The following is a 15,379-nucleotide window of genomic DNA, read 5'->3' on the forward strand; positions in this document are numbered from 1 at the left end:
ACGCAGGGAGGTCGCGCTCGCAGGGGACGGCGTCGCGAGATTCTCGTCGGGATGTCGACGGCATCGGTCTATCCGCAGAACACCGAAGCTGCGTTCCGCTATGCCGCGGAGCTCGGTTACGACGGTGTCGAGCTTATGGTCTGGGCGGAATCGGTCAGTCAGAATCTCGACGCGGTCAAGGCACTTGTGCGCAAGTACGGTGTGCCCGTCCAGGCGGTCCACGCACCGTGCCTGCTGATCTCGCAGCGGGTGTGGGGTGCGGATCCCGTCGCGAAGTTGGAGCGATCGGTTCGGATGGCGGAGTCGCTCGGCGCAGGCAATGTCGTCGTGCATCCGCCGTTCCGGTGGCAGCGTAAATACGCGGAAGGCTTTCGCGACCAGGTCGCCGAGTTGGAGTCGTCCAGTCACGTCATCGTCGCCGTCGAGAACATGTTCCCGATGCGAGCGGACAGCTTCTTCGGCAGGCGAGACGCTGCGGTCGAACGTTTGAAGCGTCGAGGTGGTCCTGGGCTCGGCCTTTCGGCGTTCAGCCCGTCGTACGATCCGACCGATTCCGACCACGATCACTACACGCTCGACCTGTCGCACACGGCTACGGCGGGTATGGATGCGATGGCTCTCGCAGCGCGGATGGGGTCGCGCCTGACCCACCTGCATCTAGCCGACGGTCGCGGCGCGGCCTACGACGAGCACCTCATCCCCGGCCAGGGCACACAGCCGTGTGTCGAGGTCTGCGAGTATCTCGTCAAACGTGGCTTCGACGGGCAAGCCGTTGTGGAGATCAACACGCAGAACGCCAAGACGACAACCGAACGCGCGTCGATGCTGCATCAGGCGCTGATGTTCGCTCGAGTGCACCTGAACAGGCGGACGATTCCCGAGCAGCCTGCGGCAGGCGGGTCGGATTCGGAACCGCCGAGCTCGGAACCGCCGGCCTCCGAAACGACGCAGCAGGTCGAATCGCAGCAGGTCGAGTCACAGCGCGCTGACTCCGGCGACGACGACGGCAACTCCTGAGATAATCAGGCCCACCGTCAAGAGGGCCGCGCCGATCCAGATCGCGGCGACCATCCGGCCGGGTTTCTGTGGATCGTGTCCGAGGACGGAGAGAAAGAATCCGATCGGAACGAAGATGGCCGCGGTGAGTACGGCGATGGTGCCTGCGGCGCCCCAGACGTTGTCAGCGCCTGCGGCATGGGTGAGCACGCCGATGGTGAGGCCGAGCGTCACGAGCACCCCCGCGTGGGCGTGACCGGCCCGGAAGAAGGTCTTTTGCAGCTCGTTCGCACCGTGCGCGCCGGTCACGACGCGCAGCATGAACGTGCCCCCGAATGCGATGCCGACGACGGTCAGCACAGTGACGCCCAGCACGATTGATAACAGAGGTTGCATGATTTCTCTCCGGGGCGAGTAGTGTTCGACAGCAGTGGATACCTTGACTATCCAATAGTGGATAGTCGAGGTATCCAATGTCAAGGAGGACTTTCGTGCGGGTATCGGAACTGGTGGCAGCCAGTGGGGTGCCGCTCGCGACCGTCAAGTACTACCTGCGCGAAGGCCTGCTGATGCCGGGGGAGTCGACAAGTGCGACGCGGGCCGACTACACCGATCTGCACCTGCGCCGACTGACGCTGATCAAGGCACTCGCCGGCATCGGTCTACCACTGCCCAAGATTCGCGTCATCGTCGAGCTGATCGACGAACCACGGGAATCGCTGTTCGACACACTCGGCCATGCCCTCGCGGCGTTGCCGCCCTACCTCGAGCCCGTGCGAGAGGGCTACCCGCGAGCGAAAGCAGCACTCGACCGCCTCGGTCAGATCTACGATCCCGACTACCCGGCCGTCGCGCAGTTGGAACACGCGCTCGCCGCCGCGGAAGACGTCGGCATCCCGATGAGCGACGAGCGGCTGCGTAGTTACGGCGAACACGTGCTTGCGATAGCGCGGATCGATCTCGCATCGATGCCGGCTCGATCTTCAGAATCCACTGTCGAGTACGCCGTCCTCGGGACTGCCATCTACGAACCCGTGCTCGCAGCACTTCGCAGACTCGCTCATCAACATCTGATGGCGACGATGCTTCTCGATCCCGATGCCGACACCGATGCCGACGAAAGGGCACACGACCGATGACCACCGAAGAACGAAGCGCAACGACACCCGTGGACGCGATCTCGTCGGCACCGTTCCGCGAACTGTGCACGCTGACCGATGTCGACACCGATCGCTACGGCGGCACGATCGATCCCATCTGGACGATCGGCAAGAAAGTGCACGGTGGCGCAATGCTCGCCGTGTGCGCTGCAGCAGCCAGGCGGAAGCTGCGGTCGGGGACGGGTCCGTCCGCGCAATTGCAGCCGGTCGCGGTCAGTGTCGACTATCTCGGTGCGCCGGACCCCGGTGCCGTCGAACTGTCGGTCGAGGTCCGCAAGCTCGGTCGGCAGATCTGTCTCGTCGACGTGAACCTCATGCAGGGTGACCGCGTCGCCGTTCGTGCCGCCGTGACGCTCGGCACCCTCGACGTCGATCCGCCGGTGCACCAACTCGACGCTCTGACGTCCATGCCGGCCGAGCCGCCGGAGGACGCGCATCGGTACGACGGCAGCAGCCCCCTCGGCAAGGTCGTGAACATAGCCAAGGGTTGCGAACTTCGTCTCGATCCGACCTCTGCGGCGTTTATGACGGGTGGTCAGGGTGAGCCGATGCTGCGACTGTGGGCGCGACCGTTCGCCGAAGACGAGAACGATCCCGATATCGCGCCGCTGTTCGCGATGATGGCCGGTGACATCAGTCCGCCGGTCGTCTTCAACCGCGGCATGTTCGGTTGGGCGCCGACGATTCAGCTGACGACCTATCTGCAACGCAGGCCTGCGCCGGGCTGGCTGCGAGTCATGTCGAGCAGCAGGTCGATCGGCACGCGCTTCTTCGACGAGGATCACCTGATCCTCGATTCGACCGGTGCCGTCGTCGTTCAGAGCAGGCAACTTGCGTTGATCCCGCAGCGGTAGGCGGCTTCGCCGCTCGTGCGTCCTTTCGGTGGGCGGGACCACCGAAAGTGCTCACGAGGCCGAAGGCCCTATTGTTTCCGCCATGACGAGAATTGCAGTTATCGGTGGCGGCCGGATCGGTGAGGCACTGGTCGCCGGGCTCCTCGAGGCAGGCCGTGCGACCAAGGACCTTGTTGTCGCCGAACAGATGCCTGCCAGGGCGAAGGAACTCGCACAGGAGTTCGGCGTGCGCGTGACGACCGTCGCCGACGCCGCAGAAGGCGCCGACGTGATCGTGGTTGCGGTCAAGCCGGGCGACGTCGACGCCGTGATGAGCGCACTGTCCGAGGTCGAGCTCGATGCCGAGCGCGAGCAGCTACTCGTCTCGCTCGTCGCCGGTATTCCGACGAGCCGTTACGAACCCAAGCTGCCCGCAGGTTTCCCGGTGATCCGGGTGATGCCGAATACCCCGATGCTCGTCGGTGAAGGCATGAGCGTCCTGGCACCGGGTCGCTACGTCAAGGATGCCCACCTGGATCTGGTGCGTGACGTCCTGCAATCGGTCGGCAAGGTCGTGACCGTCGCCGAAAACCAGATGGATGCGGTCACTGCTGTATCGGGATCGGGGCCGGCATACTTTTTCCTCGTCGTCGAGGCCATGGTGGACGCTGCGGTAGGCCTCGGATTGACCCGGAAGACGGCGACGGAGATCGTCGTTCAGACCATGATCGGCTCTGCGGCGATGCTCGACCGCTCGAACGAAGACGCCCACGAGCTGCGAGCAGCAGTAACTTCTCCGGCCGGAACGACCTCCGCAGCGCTTCGAGTTCTCGAGCAAAACGGCCTCCGATCTGCATTCATAGAGGCTTTGCACGCTGCGAAGGACCGTTCGGCGCAACAGGGTGTCACAAACGAATAAAGGTTCATTTGCCCACACCCGTCGCATTAACCCCACTGGTCCCGCTAAGCTCCACACAGCACGTGCGTGTCTGTTCCGCCGGTGGGGAAGCCGGCGGCGCGAGACGTGCCGGAGGTATGTGGGTCTATGGCGTCTGTAAACAAGCCGCCGCAGGGTTCGGGATCGTCTTCGGACGGTCAAGGCACCCTCGGTGGAACGCAGTTCCTCACGGTCGCCGAAGTGGCGAGTCTGATGAGGGTGTCCAAGATGACGGTGTACCGACTCGTACACGGAGGTGAACTACCTGCCGTGCGCGTCGGGCGTTCGTTCCGGGTGCACTCGAAGGCGGTGCACGACTACTTGGAGACCTCGTACTTCGACGCCGGCTGACGGGTCGAAGGTCAACATCACTGGCGCGGTGGCTCAGGGTGCGCGCAATGCGATCGGCGATATCCGAACGTGAGCGTTCGGGTGACCTCGGTTTCGTTGTGCGTGCCCGGCACGGGTACGATGGTGACCTGTCGTGCCAGCCAGCCGGTTTCGTGGGCGCTGTGCGGAAAATGAAGGCGTACGTATCCGGCGTGCGCAACCAGGCAAAAGAAGAACGCGAGGGCTACCCGCTATGGGTTCTGTGATCAAGAAGCGTCGCAAGCGCATGTCGAAGAAGAAGCATCGCAAGTTGCTTCGTCGCACGCGAGTGCAGCGTAGGAAACTCGGCAAGTAGCCGAACACAGCGTGGATGCCCGTCCCTTTCGAGGGGGCGGGCATCTCCTGTTTCGGTTCTGATTCTGGTCGCTTGACTACTTGTCGGCCGTCTCACGATGTGGGATTCGTAACATTAATTAACTGTAAGAAGCTGCTGCAAACCTGTCGGCCGACAGACGTAGTCGTTAGGCTCGACCAAGTTGGTCGAAGCTGATCAAGGCAGTTCGATCGTTTCGAGACCACATCGGGGCAGATGTGTCAGGACCGGATCGGGTCCACCTCAGCGCGAGGAGTCGCTAGTGAGTCAGAACGAACGCGGTGTGCACACACCGAGCGTCGTGCTGGTCACCGGCGCGAGCAGATTCCTCTCCGGCTATCTGGTTGCCAGACTCGCGCAGAATCCCGCTATCGACAGGGTCATCGCAGTCGACGTCAAGACGCCGAGCAAAGACATGCTTCGCCGGATGGGCAGGGCCGAGTTCATCCGCGCCGACATCCGCAATCCGCTTATAGGCAAAGTGATTTCGGGCAACAACGTCGATACGGTCGTGCACGCGGCGACGATCTCCCGCCCGCCCAAGTCGGGTAGTCGGACCGCGATGAAGGACCTCAACGTCCTCGGCGCGATGCAATTGTTCGCCGTGTGTCAGAAGGCGCCGAGTGTGCGCAAAGTTGTGGTTCGGTCGTCGTCGGCCGTCTACGGCGCCAGCGCGAGGGATCCGATCAAGTTCACCGAGCAGATGAGCGCGCGGACCCCACCGAAGGGCGCATTCGCGCGCGACACGATCGAGGTCGAGGCATTCGCGCGCGGCCTCGGGCGTCGTCGCCCGGATATTGCGATCTCCACCCTGCGCCTCTCACCACTCGTCGGCCCACGGCTCAACGGCGCGATGTCGCGATACTTCGCGCCCCCGATAGTTCCGACCATCATCGGACGCGATGCTCGGCTGCAACTCCTCCACGAAGAGGACGCGCTCTCGGCGTTGGAGCACGCGACCGTCGGCGGACGCGCGGGCACGTACAACATCGCAGGTGACGGCGTGATCATGATGTCGCAGGCGGTCCGGCGCGCGGGCAGGATCGAAGTGCCGATGCCGTTCTTCCTGTTCCGCACCGCAGGCAAGGGCCTGATGGGCACGGTCATGCGCGAGTTCACCCAGGAGCAGCTCGACTACTACCACTTCGGCTGCGGTCTCGAAACATCGAGAATGCGCACCGAACTCGGCTTCGAGCCACGGTGGACGACACTGCAGGCATTCGATGATTTTGTGAAGGGCGCAGCGCTGCGGCCGGTCATCAACCCCGAATGGATCAATTCGGCAGAAACCAGATTGCTCGAGCTCGTCGGAGCCCAAGCCGGATCGCCGAATACGAAGGGCATTGCGAGATGAACGAAGTAGCGAAGGTCATCCCTCTGCACACGGACGCGGCGGCAAAGCCGAGTCGCACGGTGAGTCGGCGTCGTCACGCGATCGACACCGAGCAATTCGGCGCAGTCACGTCGATCACCGAGCGCATCGAGGAGTCGAACCCGCCGCAATCGCTCGCCGAAGGTATTCGTCGCCGGGTCTCGAAGCAGATCTCCGGGACCGCCGACTTCCTTCGCCGTCGCGTCGTCGGTGACTACCACGTCGACGAGTTCGGCTTCGACAGCCACTGGGCCGAGTCGATCTTCCTTCCTGCGTTGCGGCCGATCTACGACAACTGGTTTCGCGTCGAGGTCAGCGGCATCGAAAACCTGCCGTTGCACGGCGCCGCACTGATCGTCGCCAACCACGCTGGTGTCGTTCCGATCGACGGGCTGATGACGTCGGTCGCGGTGCACGATCACCACCCACTCAATCGGCCGCTGCGCATGCTTGCAGCCGACCTGCTCTTCGAGACGCCCGTTGTCGGCTCGATCGCTCGCAAGGCCGGTCATACGCTCGCCTGCAACCCCGATGCCGAGCGGCTGCTGCGCAACGGCGAACTCGCCGCTGTGTTCCCCGAAGGCTTCAAGGGCATCGGCAAGCCCTACAACGAGCGCTACAAGCTGCAGCGGTTCGGCCGCGGTGGCTTCGTGTCGGCGGCAATGCGGACCGGAGCGCCGATCATTCCGTGCTCGATCGTCGGATCCGAGGAGATCTACCCGAAGATCGGTGACCTCGCGCCGATCGCGCGGCTGCTCGGACTGCCGTACTTCCCGGTCACTCCGCTGTTCCCGCATCTGGGTCCGCTCGGCCTGATTCCACTGCCGTCGAAGTGGTACATCGAGTTCGGCGAGCCGATCTACACCGACTCCTACACACCGGCCGACGCCGACGACCCGATGGTCACGTTCGAGGTCACCGACCACGTCCGCGAAACGATTCAGCAGACGCTGTATCGGCTACTTGCCAAGCGGCGCAACGTCTTTCTGGGATAACGCCAGGCTGCTCAGCCGAGCAGTTCGCGGCGTCGCGTAATCGCAGCCGCCAGGGCGCCGCCTGCCGCGCCGAGCACGAGTGCGGTCGGAACGCCCACCTTCGCCGCTTTGCGCGCGGTCCGGAAATCCCGGATCTCCCAGCCGCGGTTCTTGGCAAGCTCCCGCAGATCCGAATCGGGATTGATCGCGACCGCTGTGCCGACGAGCGAGAGCATCGGTACATCGTTGTGGCTGTCGGAGTACGCGGTACACCGCTTCAGATTGAGACCTTCACGGATGGCAAGGGTGCGCACCGCGTGCGCCTTGCCCATGCCGTGCAGGATGTCGCCGACGAGTCGACCTGTGAACAGACCGTTCTCGCTCTCCGCCACGGTCCCGAGAGCACCGGTCAGACCGAGTCGCTTGGCGATCACCTGGGCGAGTTCGAGCGGCGTCGCCGTGACCAGCCAGACCTGCTGCCCGGCGTCGAGGTGCATCTGCGCGAGTGCGCGCGTGCCCGGCCAGATCTTCTCGAAGATGATCTCGTCGTAGATTTCCTCGCCGAGTCGGGCGAGTTCGGCTGTCGATCGGCCTGCGATGAAGGACAGTGCCTTCTCGCGGCCGCTTGCAACGTCGTTGCTGCTTTCCTTGCCTGTCACGCGGAACTTCATCTGCTTCCACGCGAAGTCGACCAGGTCGGAGGTATTGAGGTACTTCCTTGCGGCAAGGCCACGTGCGAAGTGCACGATCGACGCGCCCTGGACCATCGTGTTGTCCACGTCGAAGAATGCGGCAGCGGTGAGGTCGCGGGGGATCGCAGGCTGCTCCGTGTCGGGCTCGAGAGCTGAATTCGCTTCGGCTTCGTGCAGCGCGAATGCGGCCTCCGCGCTCGCTTCGCCTGCAAGATTTGCGCGGACTTCGGCTTCCGTCGGTCCCAACGGATTTCGTGGACGACGACGGCTCGTGCCAGCGCTGAGCCGGCCGACGACCGGCCCTGATCCGTCCGGACCTGATTGGCCAGGCACTCATACCTCCCGTGTCGGGGTTCGAACCTGCCCAACAACATTAGCCCGGCTGGTTCGATCCGATGGCAGAGTGAACGCCATGACACCGCCCACACATTCCGTTGTACTGCTGACCCGCGCCGGTTGCGGACTGTGTGAGCGGGCCCGGGGGCAGCTCGTCTCGATCTGCGGTGAGGTCGGAATCGAACTCGAGTCCGTCGATGTCGACGCAATTGCCGCAACGTCACCCGAATTACGCGCCGAGTACGGCGATCGCCTGCCTGTCGTGCTGCTCGACGGTCGGGAGCACAGCTATTGGGAGGTCGACGAGGCGCGGTTGCGAGCAGACTTGCAGCGCTGAGGATTTGCGCCGAAACGCAGCGGTTCGGTGCCGTCGCCGTCGCGGGGGTGATCGGTGGGCAGGATCGCCGACTTTGGGAATGGCTTCACAAGCAGTTACCGTGGTGTGAAACATTCCCCGGAACAGCGTGAACCCCGGCAGCTGAAACCGCCGGACGAGGAGCCAAAACGTGACCGAGCAGCACCCGGCGCCAGGTGTGCGCGGCGTTTCCGCTGCTCCCCGAAGCGATGGTTTGCACTCGACGAAGAGTCTGCATGCGGCCAAGGACATTCCGCAGGCAACGGTCTCGCGTCTGGCTACCTATCTTCGGGTGTTGAGCATCATGGTCGACGAGGGAACGCTCATCGTATCCAGCGAAGAGTTGGCTGCGGCGGCGGGTGTCGGTTCGGCGAAGCTGCGTAAGGATCTGTCGTTCCTCGGCCCGAACGGGGTCCGTGGCGTCGGCTACGACGTCTCGCGGCTGCGCGATCGGATCGAAACCGCGCTGGGCCTCGACCAAGGCCATCGGGTCGTACTGGTCGGTGTCGGCAACCTCGGTAGAGCACTCGCCGGATACGGCGGTTTCGGCCGCAGGGGATTTGCCATGGTCGGCCTTTTCGACACCGCGCCAGGCGTCGTCGGCACCGTTGTCAGCGAACTCGAAGTGCGTGACGCAGGTGCTCTGCTCGCGGCGTGCATCGAGTTGCAGCCGACCATCGCCGTCATCGCGGTTCCCGACGAGGCTGCACAGAACGTGTGCGATCGCCTGGTCGAGGCCGGTCTGCGCTGCATCCTCAGCTTCACACCGGTCGAGCTCGAAGCACCGGATCATGTCGAGGTCCGTCGGGTCGATCTTGCGGTCGAAATGCAGATGTTGTCTTTCCGCAGTGCACGCAACGCCGAGATCGTCGACGCCGAAGCTGCAACCGCCAACCAGTCTCGTGTTCCATCGACCCGACTCGGACGCAGCCGAGGTCCGCGCAGTGCCGCGACCGCGGCGAGCGCACCGGCGCAGGGCACCGTCGCGAACACGACTACCAACAGCAAGGGATCGGTGGTTCGGCAATGAGTGTTCTGCTAGTCGGGATTTCGCATCGGAGCGCCCCCGTCGCAGTCCTCGAGCGTGTCGCCATATCGGAGACCGATCGACCGAAGCTGACAGACAAGATGCTGGCGTCGAGCCACATTTCCGAGGCGATGATCGTGTCGACCTGTAATCGCGTCGAGGTGTACGCAGTGGTGGATGCGTTCCACGGCGCTCTTGCCGAGGTCGGCGAGTTGCTTGCCAAGCACGCGGGGATGCCGATGGCAGACCTCACCAAGCACGCCTACGTTCGCTACAGCGAGGCCGCTGCAGAACACCTCTTCGCGGTTGCCAGCGGACTCGATTCGATGGTGATCGGCGAGCAGCAGGTGCTCGGCCAAATTCGCTCGGCGTATGCGTCCTCGGATGCGCAGCAGGCGGCAGGCAGGGTGCTGCACGAGCTCGCTCAGCACGCGCTGCGTGTCGGCAAGCGTGTGCACTCCGAAACCGGAATCGATTCGGCGGGCGCGTCGGTTGTGTCCGTTGCGCTCGATCGAGCAGCCGCACTGATCGCGGGCGCCGGCGCAACCAGCGGCACCGGACTGGTCGGGCGAACGGGCGTTGTCGTCGGAGCCGGTTCGATGGGTGGGCTGTCGGTCGCACAGCTGACCCGTGCCGGCATCGGCAAGATCATCGTCGTCAATCGCACCCGTGAGCGCGCCGAACGGTTGGCGGAGACCGCCCGCTCGAACGGCGTCGAAGCCGAAGCCGTCGCTCTCGACGAGCTCACGTCGGCAATGTCGCAGGCCGACGTCCTCATCACCTGTACCGGCGCGGTCGGAACTGTCGTCACTCTCGCCGCGGCGCATCTCGCGCTTTCCGACCGGCGCAGCGACAGCCCGCTCGTCATCTGCGACCTCGGTCTGCCGCGCGACGTCGAGCATGCCGTCTCCGGACTTCCCGGGGTGAGCGTCATCGACATGGAGACGCTGCAACGTGATCCCGCAGCGGGTGCAGCAGCAGCCGACGAAGACGCCGCACGCGACATTGTCGCGGGTGAGCTCGCATCCTATCTGACCGGCCAACGACTCGCCGAAGTCACTCCCACCGTCACAGCACTGCGTCAGCGCGCTGCCGAAGTGGTGGAAGCCGAACTGATGCGTCTGGAATCCCGGTTGCCGAGTCTCGACGATCCGCAGCGTGACGAGGTTGCTCGTACCGTTCGACGCGTCGTCGACAAACTGCTGCACGCGCCGACCGTCCGGGTGAAGCAACTCGCCTCGACGCCAGGCGGAGACACCTATGCCGAAGCGCTGCGCGAGCTTTTCGAATTGAAGCCCGGAGCTGCCCAGGCCGTCGCGACTCCGATGGAGATCGGCGCCGTCGAGTTGGCCGACGATTTCACGATCGGACACGAGATCGCCGACGTCATCCGCGCGCAGGAGCGGGGGGCGAGGCCATGACAGCCACCACCGCATCGGCCGACGAGACGTCCGTCGACACCCAGACGGTCTGGAAGATCGGCACCCGCGGCAGCCTCCTTGCGACTACGCAGGCGGGAACCGTTCGCGACGCGTTGATCGGCGCAGGTCACCGTGCCGAGCTTGTCATCGTGCGAACCGCAGGCGACGAGTCGTCGGAGCCGGTTGCCAAGATCGGTGTCGGGGTCTTCACCACTGCGCTTCGCGATCAGCTCGCTGCGGGCGCTGTCGACATCGCCGTGCATTCGTACAAGGACCTGCCGACCGCACCCGACGCCAGGTTCACCATCGCAGCCATCCCGGTGCGTGAGGATCCGCGTGACGCGCTCGTCGCCCGCGACAATCTGGTGCTCGGCGAATTGCCCGCCGGTTCTCGGATCGGTACGTCGGCACCACGTCGCATCGCTCAGCTGCATGCGCTCGGCCTCGGGCTCGACATCGTGCCGCTGCGCGGAAATCTCGATACCCGGCTGTCGAAGGTCAGCAGCGGTGAACTCGACGCTGTTGTCGTCGCACGCGCAGGTCTTTCGCGGATCGGCCGTCTCGACGCGGTGACCGAAGCACTCGAACCCGTGCAGATGCTGCCCGCGCCTGCCCAGGGTGCGCTCGCGGTCGAGTGCAGGGCAACCGATACCGAACTTGCCACCGCGCTGTCGGCGCTCGACGACGCACCGACGCGCGCGGCCATCGTTGCCGAACGTGCAGTGCTCGCCGAGCTCGAAGCAGGCTGCACAGCACCGGTCGGCGCACTGGCCGAGGTCGTCGAATCGATCGACGAAGACGGCCGAATTTTCGACGAACTTTCCCTGCGCGCCTGCGCGGTCGCGATCGACGGTTCGGACGGCGTCCGCGCCTCCATCGTCGGATCGCCTGACCGCGCTCACGAGCTCGGTCGCGACCTTGCTCGCGAGTTGTTGGAGCTCGGCGCGCGTGAACTCATGAGAGGGGGTGGAGGCGATGGGTGAGCCGGTACCTCGACCTCCTCGATTGCGGTCGGTGCCGCCAGCCACAGCCACCGACCAAACGATGAACCTGATTGCTCGAGAAACAAAAGCACTGGAGAACAACCCATGAGCCGAGCCCGCAAGAACACTCCCGGACGGATCCTGTTCGTCGGATCCGGCCCGGGCGATCCGGCCCTGCTCACTGTGCGTGCACGCGATGTGCTCGTCGGCGCCGAGCTGGCCTTCACCGATCCCGATGTCGATCGCGGCGTCGTCGCGTTGATCGGCTCTGCCGTCGAATGCGATGCCGAGACCGGCGAGCCGGTAGCCGAGGTGCGACCAGCGCTCGGTGACCCTGCAGAGGTCGCCAAGATGCTGATCACGGAGGCCCGCAACGGACACGATGTCGTCCGCGTCGTCGCAGGCGATCCGATGACGACCGACTCGGTCATTTCCGAGGTCGGAGCCGTCGCCCGCACGCAGGTGCATTTCGAGGTACTGCCCGGCCTGCCCGGCGGTTCGGCTGTTCCGAGCTACGCCGGTATGGCGCTCGGTTCGACGCACACCGAGGCCGACGTTCGTGGCGAGGTCGATTGGACTTCGCTCGCGGCCGCACCCGGACCCCTCGTTCTGCATGCCACGTCGGGTCATCTCGCCGAGACGGCAAGTGCCCTCGTCGAGCACGGTCTTGCGCCGCAGACCCCCGTTGCCATCACCGTGCGCGGCACGACACGTCAGCAGCGGACCGTGGATGCGACGCTCGCGACGCTGAACGACGCCGGTGCCGAACTGCTCGGACCGCTGGTCGTGACGGTCGGCAAGGTAGTCGGTCAGCGCAACAAGATGTCGTGGTGGGAATCGCGCGCACTCTACGGCTGGACGATCCTCGTGCCTCGCACGAAGGATCAGGCAGGCGAGATGAGTGAGCGGCTGGTCACGCACGGTGCCATCCCCATCGAGGTGCCGACGATCGCCGTCGAGCCGCCGCGGAGTCCGGCGCAGATGGAACGCGCAGTCAAGGGTCTCGTCGACGGCCGCTACCAGTGGGTCGTGTTCACCTCGACGAATGCCGTGCGCGCGGTGTGGGAGAAGTTCGCCGAATTCGGTCTCGACGCTCGGGCGTTCTCCGGCGTGAAGATCGCCTGCGTCGGTGAGGCGACTGCCGACAAGGTGCGGTCGTTCGGTATCAAGCCGGAACTCGTGCCGACCGGTGAGCAGTCGAGCCAGGGCCTGCTCGACGAATTCGCGCCCTACGACGACGTTTTCGACCCGGTCAACCGAGTCCTGTTGCCGCGTGCGGACATTGCGACGGAGACCCTCGCAGAGGGTCTGCGTGAGCGCGGCTGGGAAATCGACGACGTCACCGCATATCGCACGGTTCGGGCGGCACCGCCCCCAGCCGAGACCCGCGAGATGATCAAGACCGGCGGATTCGATGCCGTGCTGTTCACCTCGTCTTCGACGGTCCGCAATCTGGTCGGCATTGCAGGAAAGCCACATGCGCGGACACTGGTGGCGTGCATCGGACCGAAGACCGCGGAGACCGCGATCGAGTTCGGTCTGCGCGTCGATGTGCAGCCGGAGTTGGCCCAGGTCGGTCCGCTGGTCGAGGCTCTCGCCGAGCATGCGTCGCGGCTGCGTGCCGAGGGTGCGCTCCCACCGCCGCGCAAGAAGAGTCGTAGGCGCTGACGCGCCTGTGCGCGGTCGAGGGGTGTACACCCTTCAACCGCGCACAACCGAACGAAGTGAGGGTGACCCATCTTTCCGGCCGATCGTCCGCGCAGATTGCGTCGAACTCCCGCGTTACGTCGTCTCGTAGCTCAAACATCGCTGGAGCCAAGACATTTGGTGCTGCCGATGTTCGTTGCGGACGGTATCGACGCGCCCCGTGAGATTTCGTCGATGCCCGGCGTCGTGCAGCACAGTCTCGACTCGTTGCGTTCCGCGGCAGTCGATGCGATCGCCGCGGGCGTCGGCGGGTTGATGCTGTTCGGCGTACCGAGAGCCGAGGACAAGGACGCGACCGGGTCGGCTGCGTCCGATCCCGATGGCATTCTCAATCGCGGATTGCGAACGCTGCGAAGCGAATTGGGCGTCGACGCTGTTGTCATGGCAGATACCTGCCTCGACGAGTTCACCGATCACGGCCACTGCGGCGTCCTCGATGCGCACGGCGCGGTCGACAACGATGCGACGCTGTCGCGGTACGTCGATATGGCTCTCGCTCAGGCGGATTCGGGTGCGGACCTACTCGGTACGAGCGGCATGATGGACGGCCAGGTCGGTGCGATCAGAAGTGCACTCGATGCTGCCGGGCGAACCGATACGGGCATCATCGCGTATGCCGCGAAATATGCGTCGGCCTTCTACGGACCCTTCAGGGAGGCTGTCGGATCGTCGCTGCAGGGCGATCGACGCACCTACCAGCAGGACAGTGCGAATCGACGTGAGGCGCAGCTGGAAACCGACCTCGACGTTGCCGAGGGCGCCGACATCGTCATGGTCAAGCCGGCGATGTCCTACCTCGACATCTTGCGCGAGGTCGCCGACCGATCGCCGGTTCCCGTTGCCGCGTACCAAATCTCCGGCGAATATTCGATGATCGTCGCCGCTGCGAACAACGGCTGGATCGATCGCGATGCTGCTGCGCTCGAATCGTTGGTCTGCATCAAACGGGCCGGCGCAGACGTGATTCTCACCTATTTCGCGGTCGACATCGCGCGCACGCTGTCGGGAACGTCGTCATGATCACGAACCCAGCAAAAGCTGAGCCGGCGCCGGTACCTGTCGACGTCGCAACGGCATACCAGTTGTGGTGGGGCGTCGTCGGATTCGGCTTCGTCAATCTCCTCGGCTCGCTCGCGCTGATGTTCGGTGAGCGCTCGAGTCTCGCCGAACAATTGCTGAAAGACGTCACCGCCCGAGATCCGAACCTGAAACTGACCCAGGACAGTGTGGAGTTGCTGGTGTTCGCCGGCATGGCTCTCGTTGCGGTCATCGGCCTGGTGGTCGGAGCTGTCGCCCTTGTGATCGGGTACCAGATGCGTCGCGGTCGACAGTGGGCGCGGACGCTGCTGACCATGATCGGCGTGCTGCTTGTGATTCTCGCCGTGCCGAATCTGCTGGGTCTTGCTGCGCCCGACAGTGCTGCGATGCTGGTCATCGGTGGTGCGAGCATCGTGCAGGCCGTGTTGGCCGCAGGTGCCATCTACCTGATTCACCGCAAAGAATCGAACGCCTATTTCCTGCAACGCTTTACTCGAACCTGAGCTTGACGCCATCGGACGCGCCGTGAGTTTGCACGCGACACGCCCACCTGTACTGTGAGTGCTGTCACTGGGTTTGCGGTTGGCTCCTGTTGGTAATCCATTGTTTGGAAATGCGACACCGCACAGCCACCGAGTGGTCATTGACGTATGGCAGTTGCGTGCGAGTCACGCAACTTATCGGGCGAGTTTGCGAAGGGTCTTTCAACAATGCGCGTAGTGATCGAGCAGGACCACAGTCTGAGGCGCGAGCTGGCCATCATCGGCGTCATCGTGGCGTTGTTCGGACTAGTTGCGGTTGTGCTGCTCACCGTTCCCGGCCTGCTCGGCTGAGTATTTCCGGCT

Annotated in this window: 18 protein-coding genes; 16 read left to right on the top strand and 2 right to left on the bottom strand. The window is 64.4% G+C overall.

Annotated elements, in window-relative coordinates; genetic code table 11:
• The first annotated feature begins 51 nt into the window (after positions 1-51).
• Positions 52-1,017: a sugar phosphate isomerase/epimerase family protein gene (locus JGU71_RS12860; protein WP_199704598.1), complete on the top strand. Its 966-nt coding sequence runs from the start codon at positions 52-54 to the stop codon at positions 1,015-1,017.
• On the opposite strand, the gene JGU71_RS12865 is transcribed toward JGU71_RS12860, so the two are convergent.
• Positions 976-1,392, bottom strand: coding sequence for a hypothetical protein (locus JGU71_RS12865; protein WP_199704487.1), 417 nt, complete (start codon positions 1,390-1,392; stop codon positions 976-978). The two genes, JGU71_RS12860 and JGU71_RS12865, sit on opposite strands and share 42 nt — an antisense overlap.
• 95 nt (positions 1,393-1,487) lie before the next feature.
• Between JGU71_RS12865 and JGU71_RS12870 the strand changes: the two genes are divergently transcribed.
• From JGU71_RS12870 to JGU71_RS12905, 8 genes are all read left to right on the top strand, one after another.
• Complete coding sequence (locus tag JGU71_RS12870; protein ID WP_199704488.1) at positions 1,488-2,135, top strand: MerR family transcriptional regulator; 648 nt, start codon at positions 1,488-1,490, stop codon at positions 2,133-2,135.
• Between the two features lie 38 nt (positions 2,136-2,173).
• On the top strand, positions 2,174-3,010 hold the full coding sequence (locus JGU71_RS12875) for a thioesterase family protein (protein WP_199704599.1): 837 nt from the start codon (positions 2,174-2,176) through the stop codon (positions 3,008-3,010).
• A gap of 82 nt (positions 3,011-3,092) precedes the next feature.
• Positions 3,093-3,908, top strand: a complete 816-nt coding sequence (proC, locus tag JGU71_RS12880) for a pyrroline-5-carboxylate reductase (protein ID WP_199704489.1) — start codon at positions 3,093-3,095, stop codon at positions 3,906-3,908.
• A 126-nt stretch (positions 3,909-4,034) separates the two neighbouring features.
• Positions 4,035-4,277 (top strand): helix-turn-helix domain-containing protein, encoded by a 243-nt coding sequence (locus JGU71_RS12885; protein WP_199704490.1) that lies wholly within the window; start codon positions 4,035-4,037, stop codon positions 4,275-4,277.
• A gap of 47 nt (positions 4,278-4,324) precedes the next feature.
• Positions 4,325-4,522, top strand: a complete 198-nt coding sequence (locus JGU71_RS12890) for a hypothetical protein (RefSeq protein WP_199704607.1) — start codon at positions 4,325-4,327, stop codon at positions 4,520-4,522.
• Entirely contained in the window at positions 4,510-4,611 is a 102-nt protein-coding gene (locus JGU71_RS12895) for a 30S ribosomal protein bS22 (RefSeq protein ID WP_003402602.1), read from the top strand. Before JGU71_RS12890 ends, JGU71_RS12895 begins: the two co-directional genes overlap by 13 nt.
• A 280-nt stretch (positions 4,612-4,891) precedes the next feature.
• Entirely contained in the window at positions 4,892-5,983 is a 1,092-nt protein-coding gene (locus JGU71_RS12900) for an NAD-dependent epimerase/dehydratase family protein (protein ID WP_307829621.1), read from the top strand.
• Positions 5,980-6,996, top strand: coding sequence for a lysophospholipid acyltransferase family protein (locus tag JGU71_RS12905; RefSeq protein WP_199704491.1), 1,017 nt, complete (start codon positions 5,980-5,982; stop codon positions 6,994-6,996). The genes JGU71_RS12900 and JGU71_RS12905 overlap by 4 nt, the downstream gene beginning before the upstream one ends.
• Positions 6,997-7,007: 11 nt before the next feature.
• Here JGU71_RS12905 and JGU71_RS12910 read toward each other — a convergent pair whose 3' ends face one another.
• Positions 7,008-8,000 (bottom strand): HAD family hydrolase, encoded by a 993-nt coding sequence (locus JGU71_RS12910; protein ID WP_199704492.1) that lies wholly within the window; start codon positions 7,998-8,000, stop codon positions 7,008-7,010.
• Positions 8,001-8,079: 79 nt separating this feature from the next.
• Here JGU71_RS12910 and JGU71_RS12915 point away from each other — a divergent pair, with 79 nt between their 5' ends.
• The 7 genes from JGU71_RS12915 (at position 8,080) to JGU71_RS12945 (ending at position 15,037) form a co-directional block, all read left to right on the top strand.
• Positions 8,080-8,340, top strand: a complete 261-nt coding sequence (locus JGU71_RS12915; RefSeq protein ID WP_199704493.1) for a glutaredoxin family protein — start codon at positions 8,080-8,082, stop codon at positions 8,338-8,340.
• 169 nt (positions 8,341-8,509) lie between these two features.
• On the top strand, positions 8,510-9,388 hold the full coding sequence (locus tag JGU71_RS12920) for a redox-sensing transcriptional repressor Rex (RefSeq protein WP_199704494.1): 879 nt from the start codon (positions 8,510-8,512) through the stop codon (positions 9,386-9,388).
• Positions 9,385-10,806, top strand: a complete 1,422-nt coding sequence (locus tag JGU71_RS12925) for a glutamyl-tRNA reductase (RefSeq protein ID WP_199704495.1) — start codon at positions 9,385-9,387, stop codon at positions 10,804-10,806. The genes JGU71_RS12920 and JGU71_RS12925 overlap by 4 nt, the downstream gene beginning before the upstream one ends.
• Positions 10,803-11,789 carry a hydroxymethylbilane synthase gene (gene hemC, locus JGU71_RS12930; RefSeq protein WP_199704496.1) on the top strand — a complete coding sequence of 329 codons (987 nt, stop codon included), beginning with the start codon at positions 10,803-10,805 and terminating at the stop codon, positions 11,787-11,789. The genes JGU71_RS12925 and hemC overlap by 4 nt, the downstream gene beginning before the upstream one ends.
• A gap of 105 nt (positions 11,790-11,894) precedes the next feature.
• A complete protein-coding gene (locus JGU71_RS12935; protein ID WP_199704497.1) occupies positions 11,895-13,457 on the top strand; it encodes a bifunctional uroporphyrinogen-III C-methyltransferase/uroporphyrinogen-III synthase in 1,563 nt (520 codons plus the stop codon).
• 69 nt (positions 13,458-13,526) lie between these two features.
• The gene (gene hemB / locus JGU71_RS12940) at positions 13,527-14,516 is read left to right on the top strand and encodes a porphobilinogen synthase (RefSeq protein WP_199704601.1); all 990 of its coding nucleotides are present in this window, start codon (positions 13,527-13,529) and stop codon (positions 14,514-14,516) included.
• Positions 14,513-15,037 carry a hypothetical protein gene (locus tag JGU71_RS12945; protein ID WP_199704498.1) on the top strand — a complete coding sequence of 175 codons (525 nt, stop codon included), beginning with the start codon at positions 14,513-14,515 and terminating at the stop codon, positions 15,035-15,037. The genes hemB and JGU71_RS12945 overlap by 4 nt, the downstream gene beginning before the upstream one ends.
• Positions 15,038-15,379: the final 342 nt, after the last annotated feature.

The sequence above is a fragment of the Antrihabitans stalagmiti genome (genome assembly GCF_016482825.1).
GTDB classification, from domain to species: Bacteria; Actinomycetota; Actinomycetes; order Mycobacteriales; family Mycobacteriaceae; genus Antrihabitans; species Antrihabitans stalagmiti.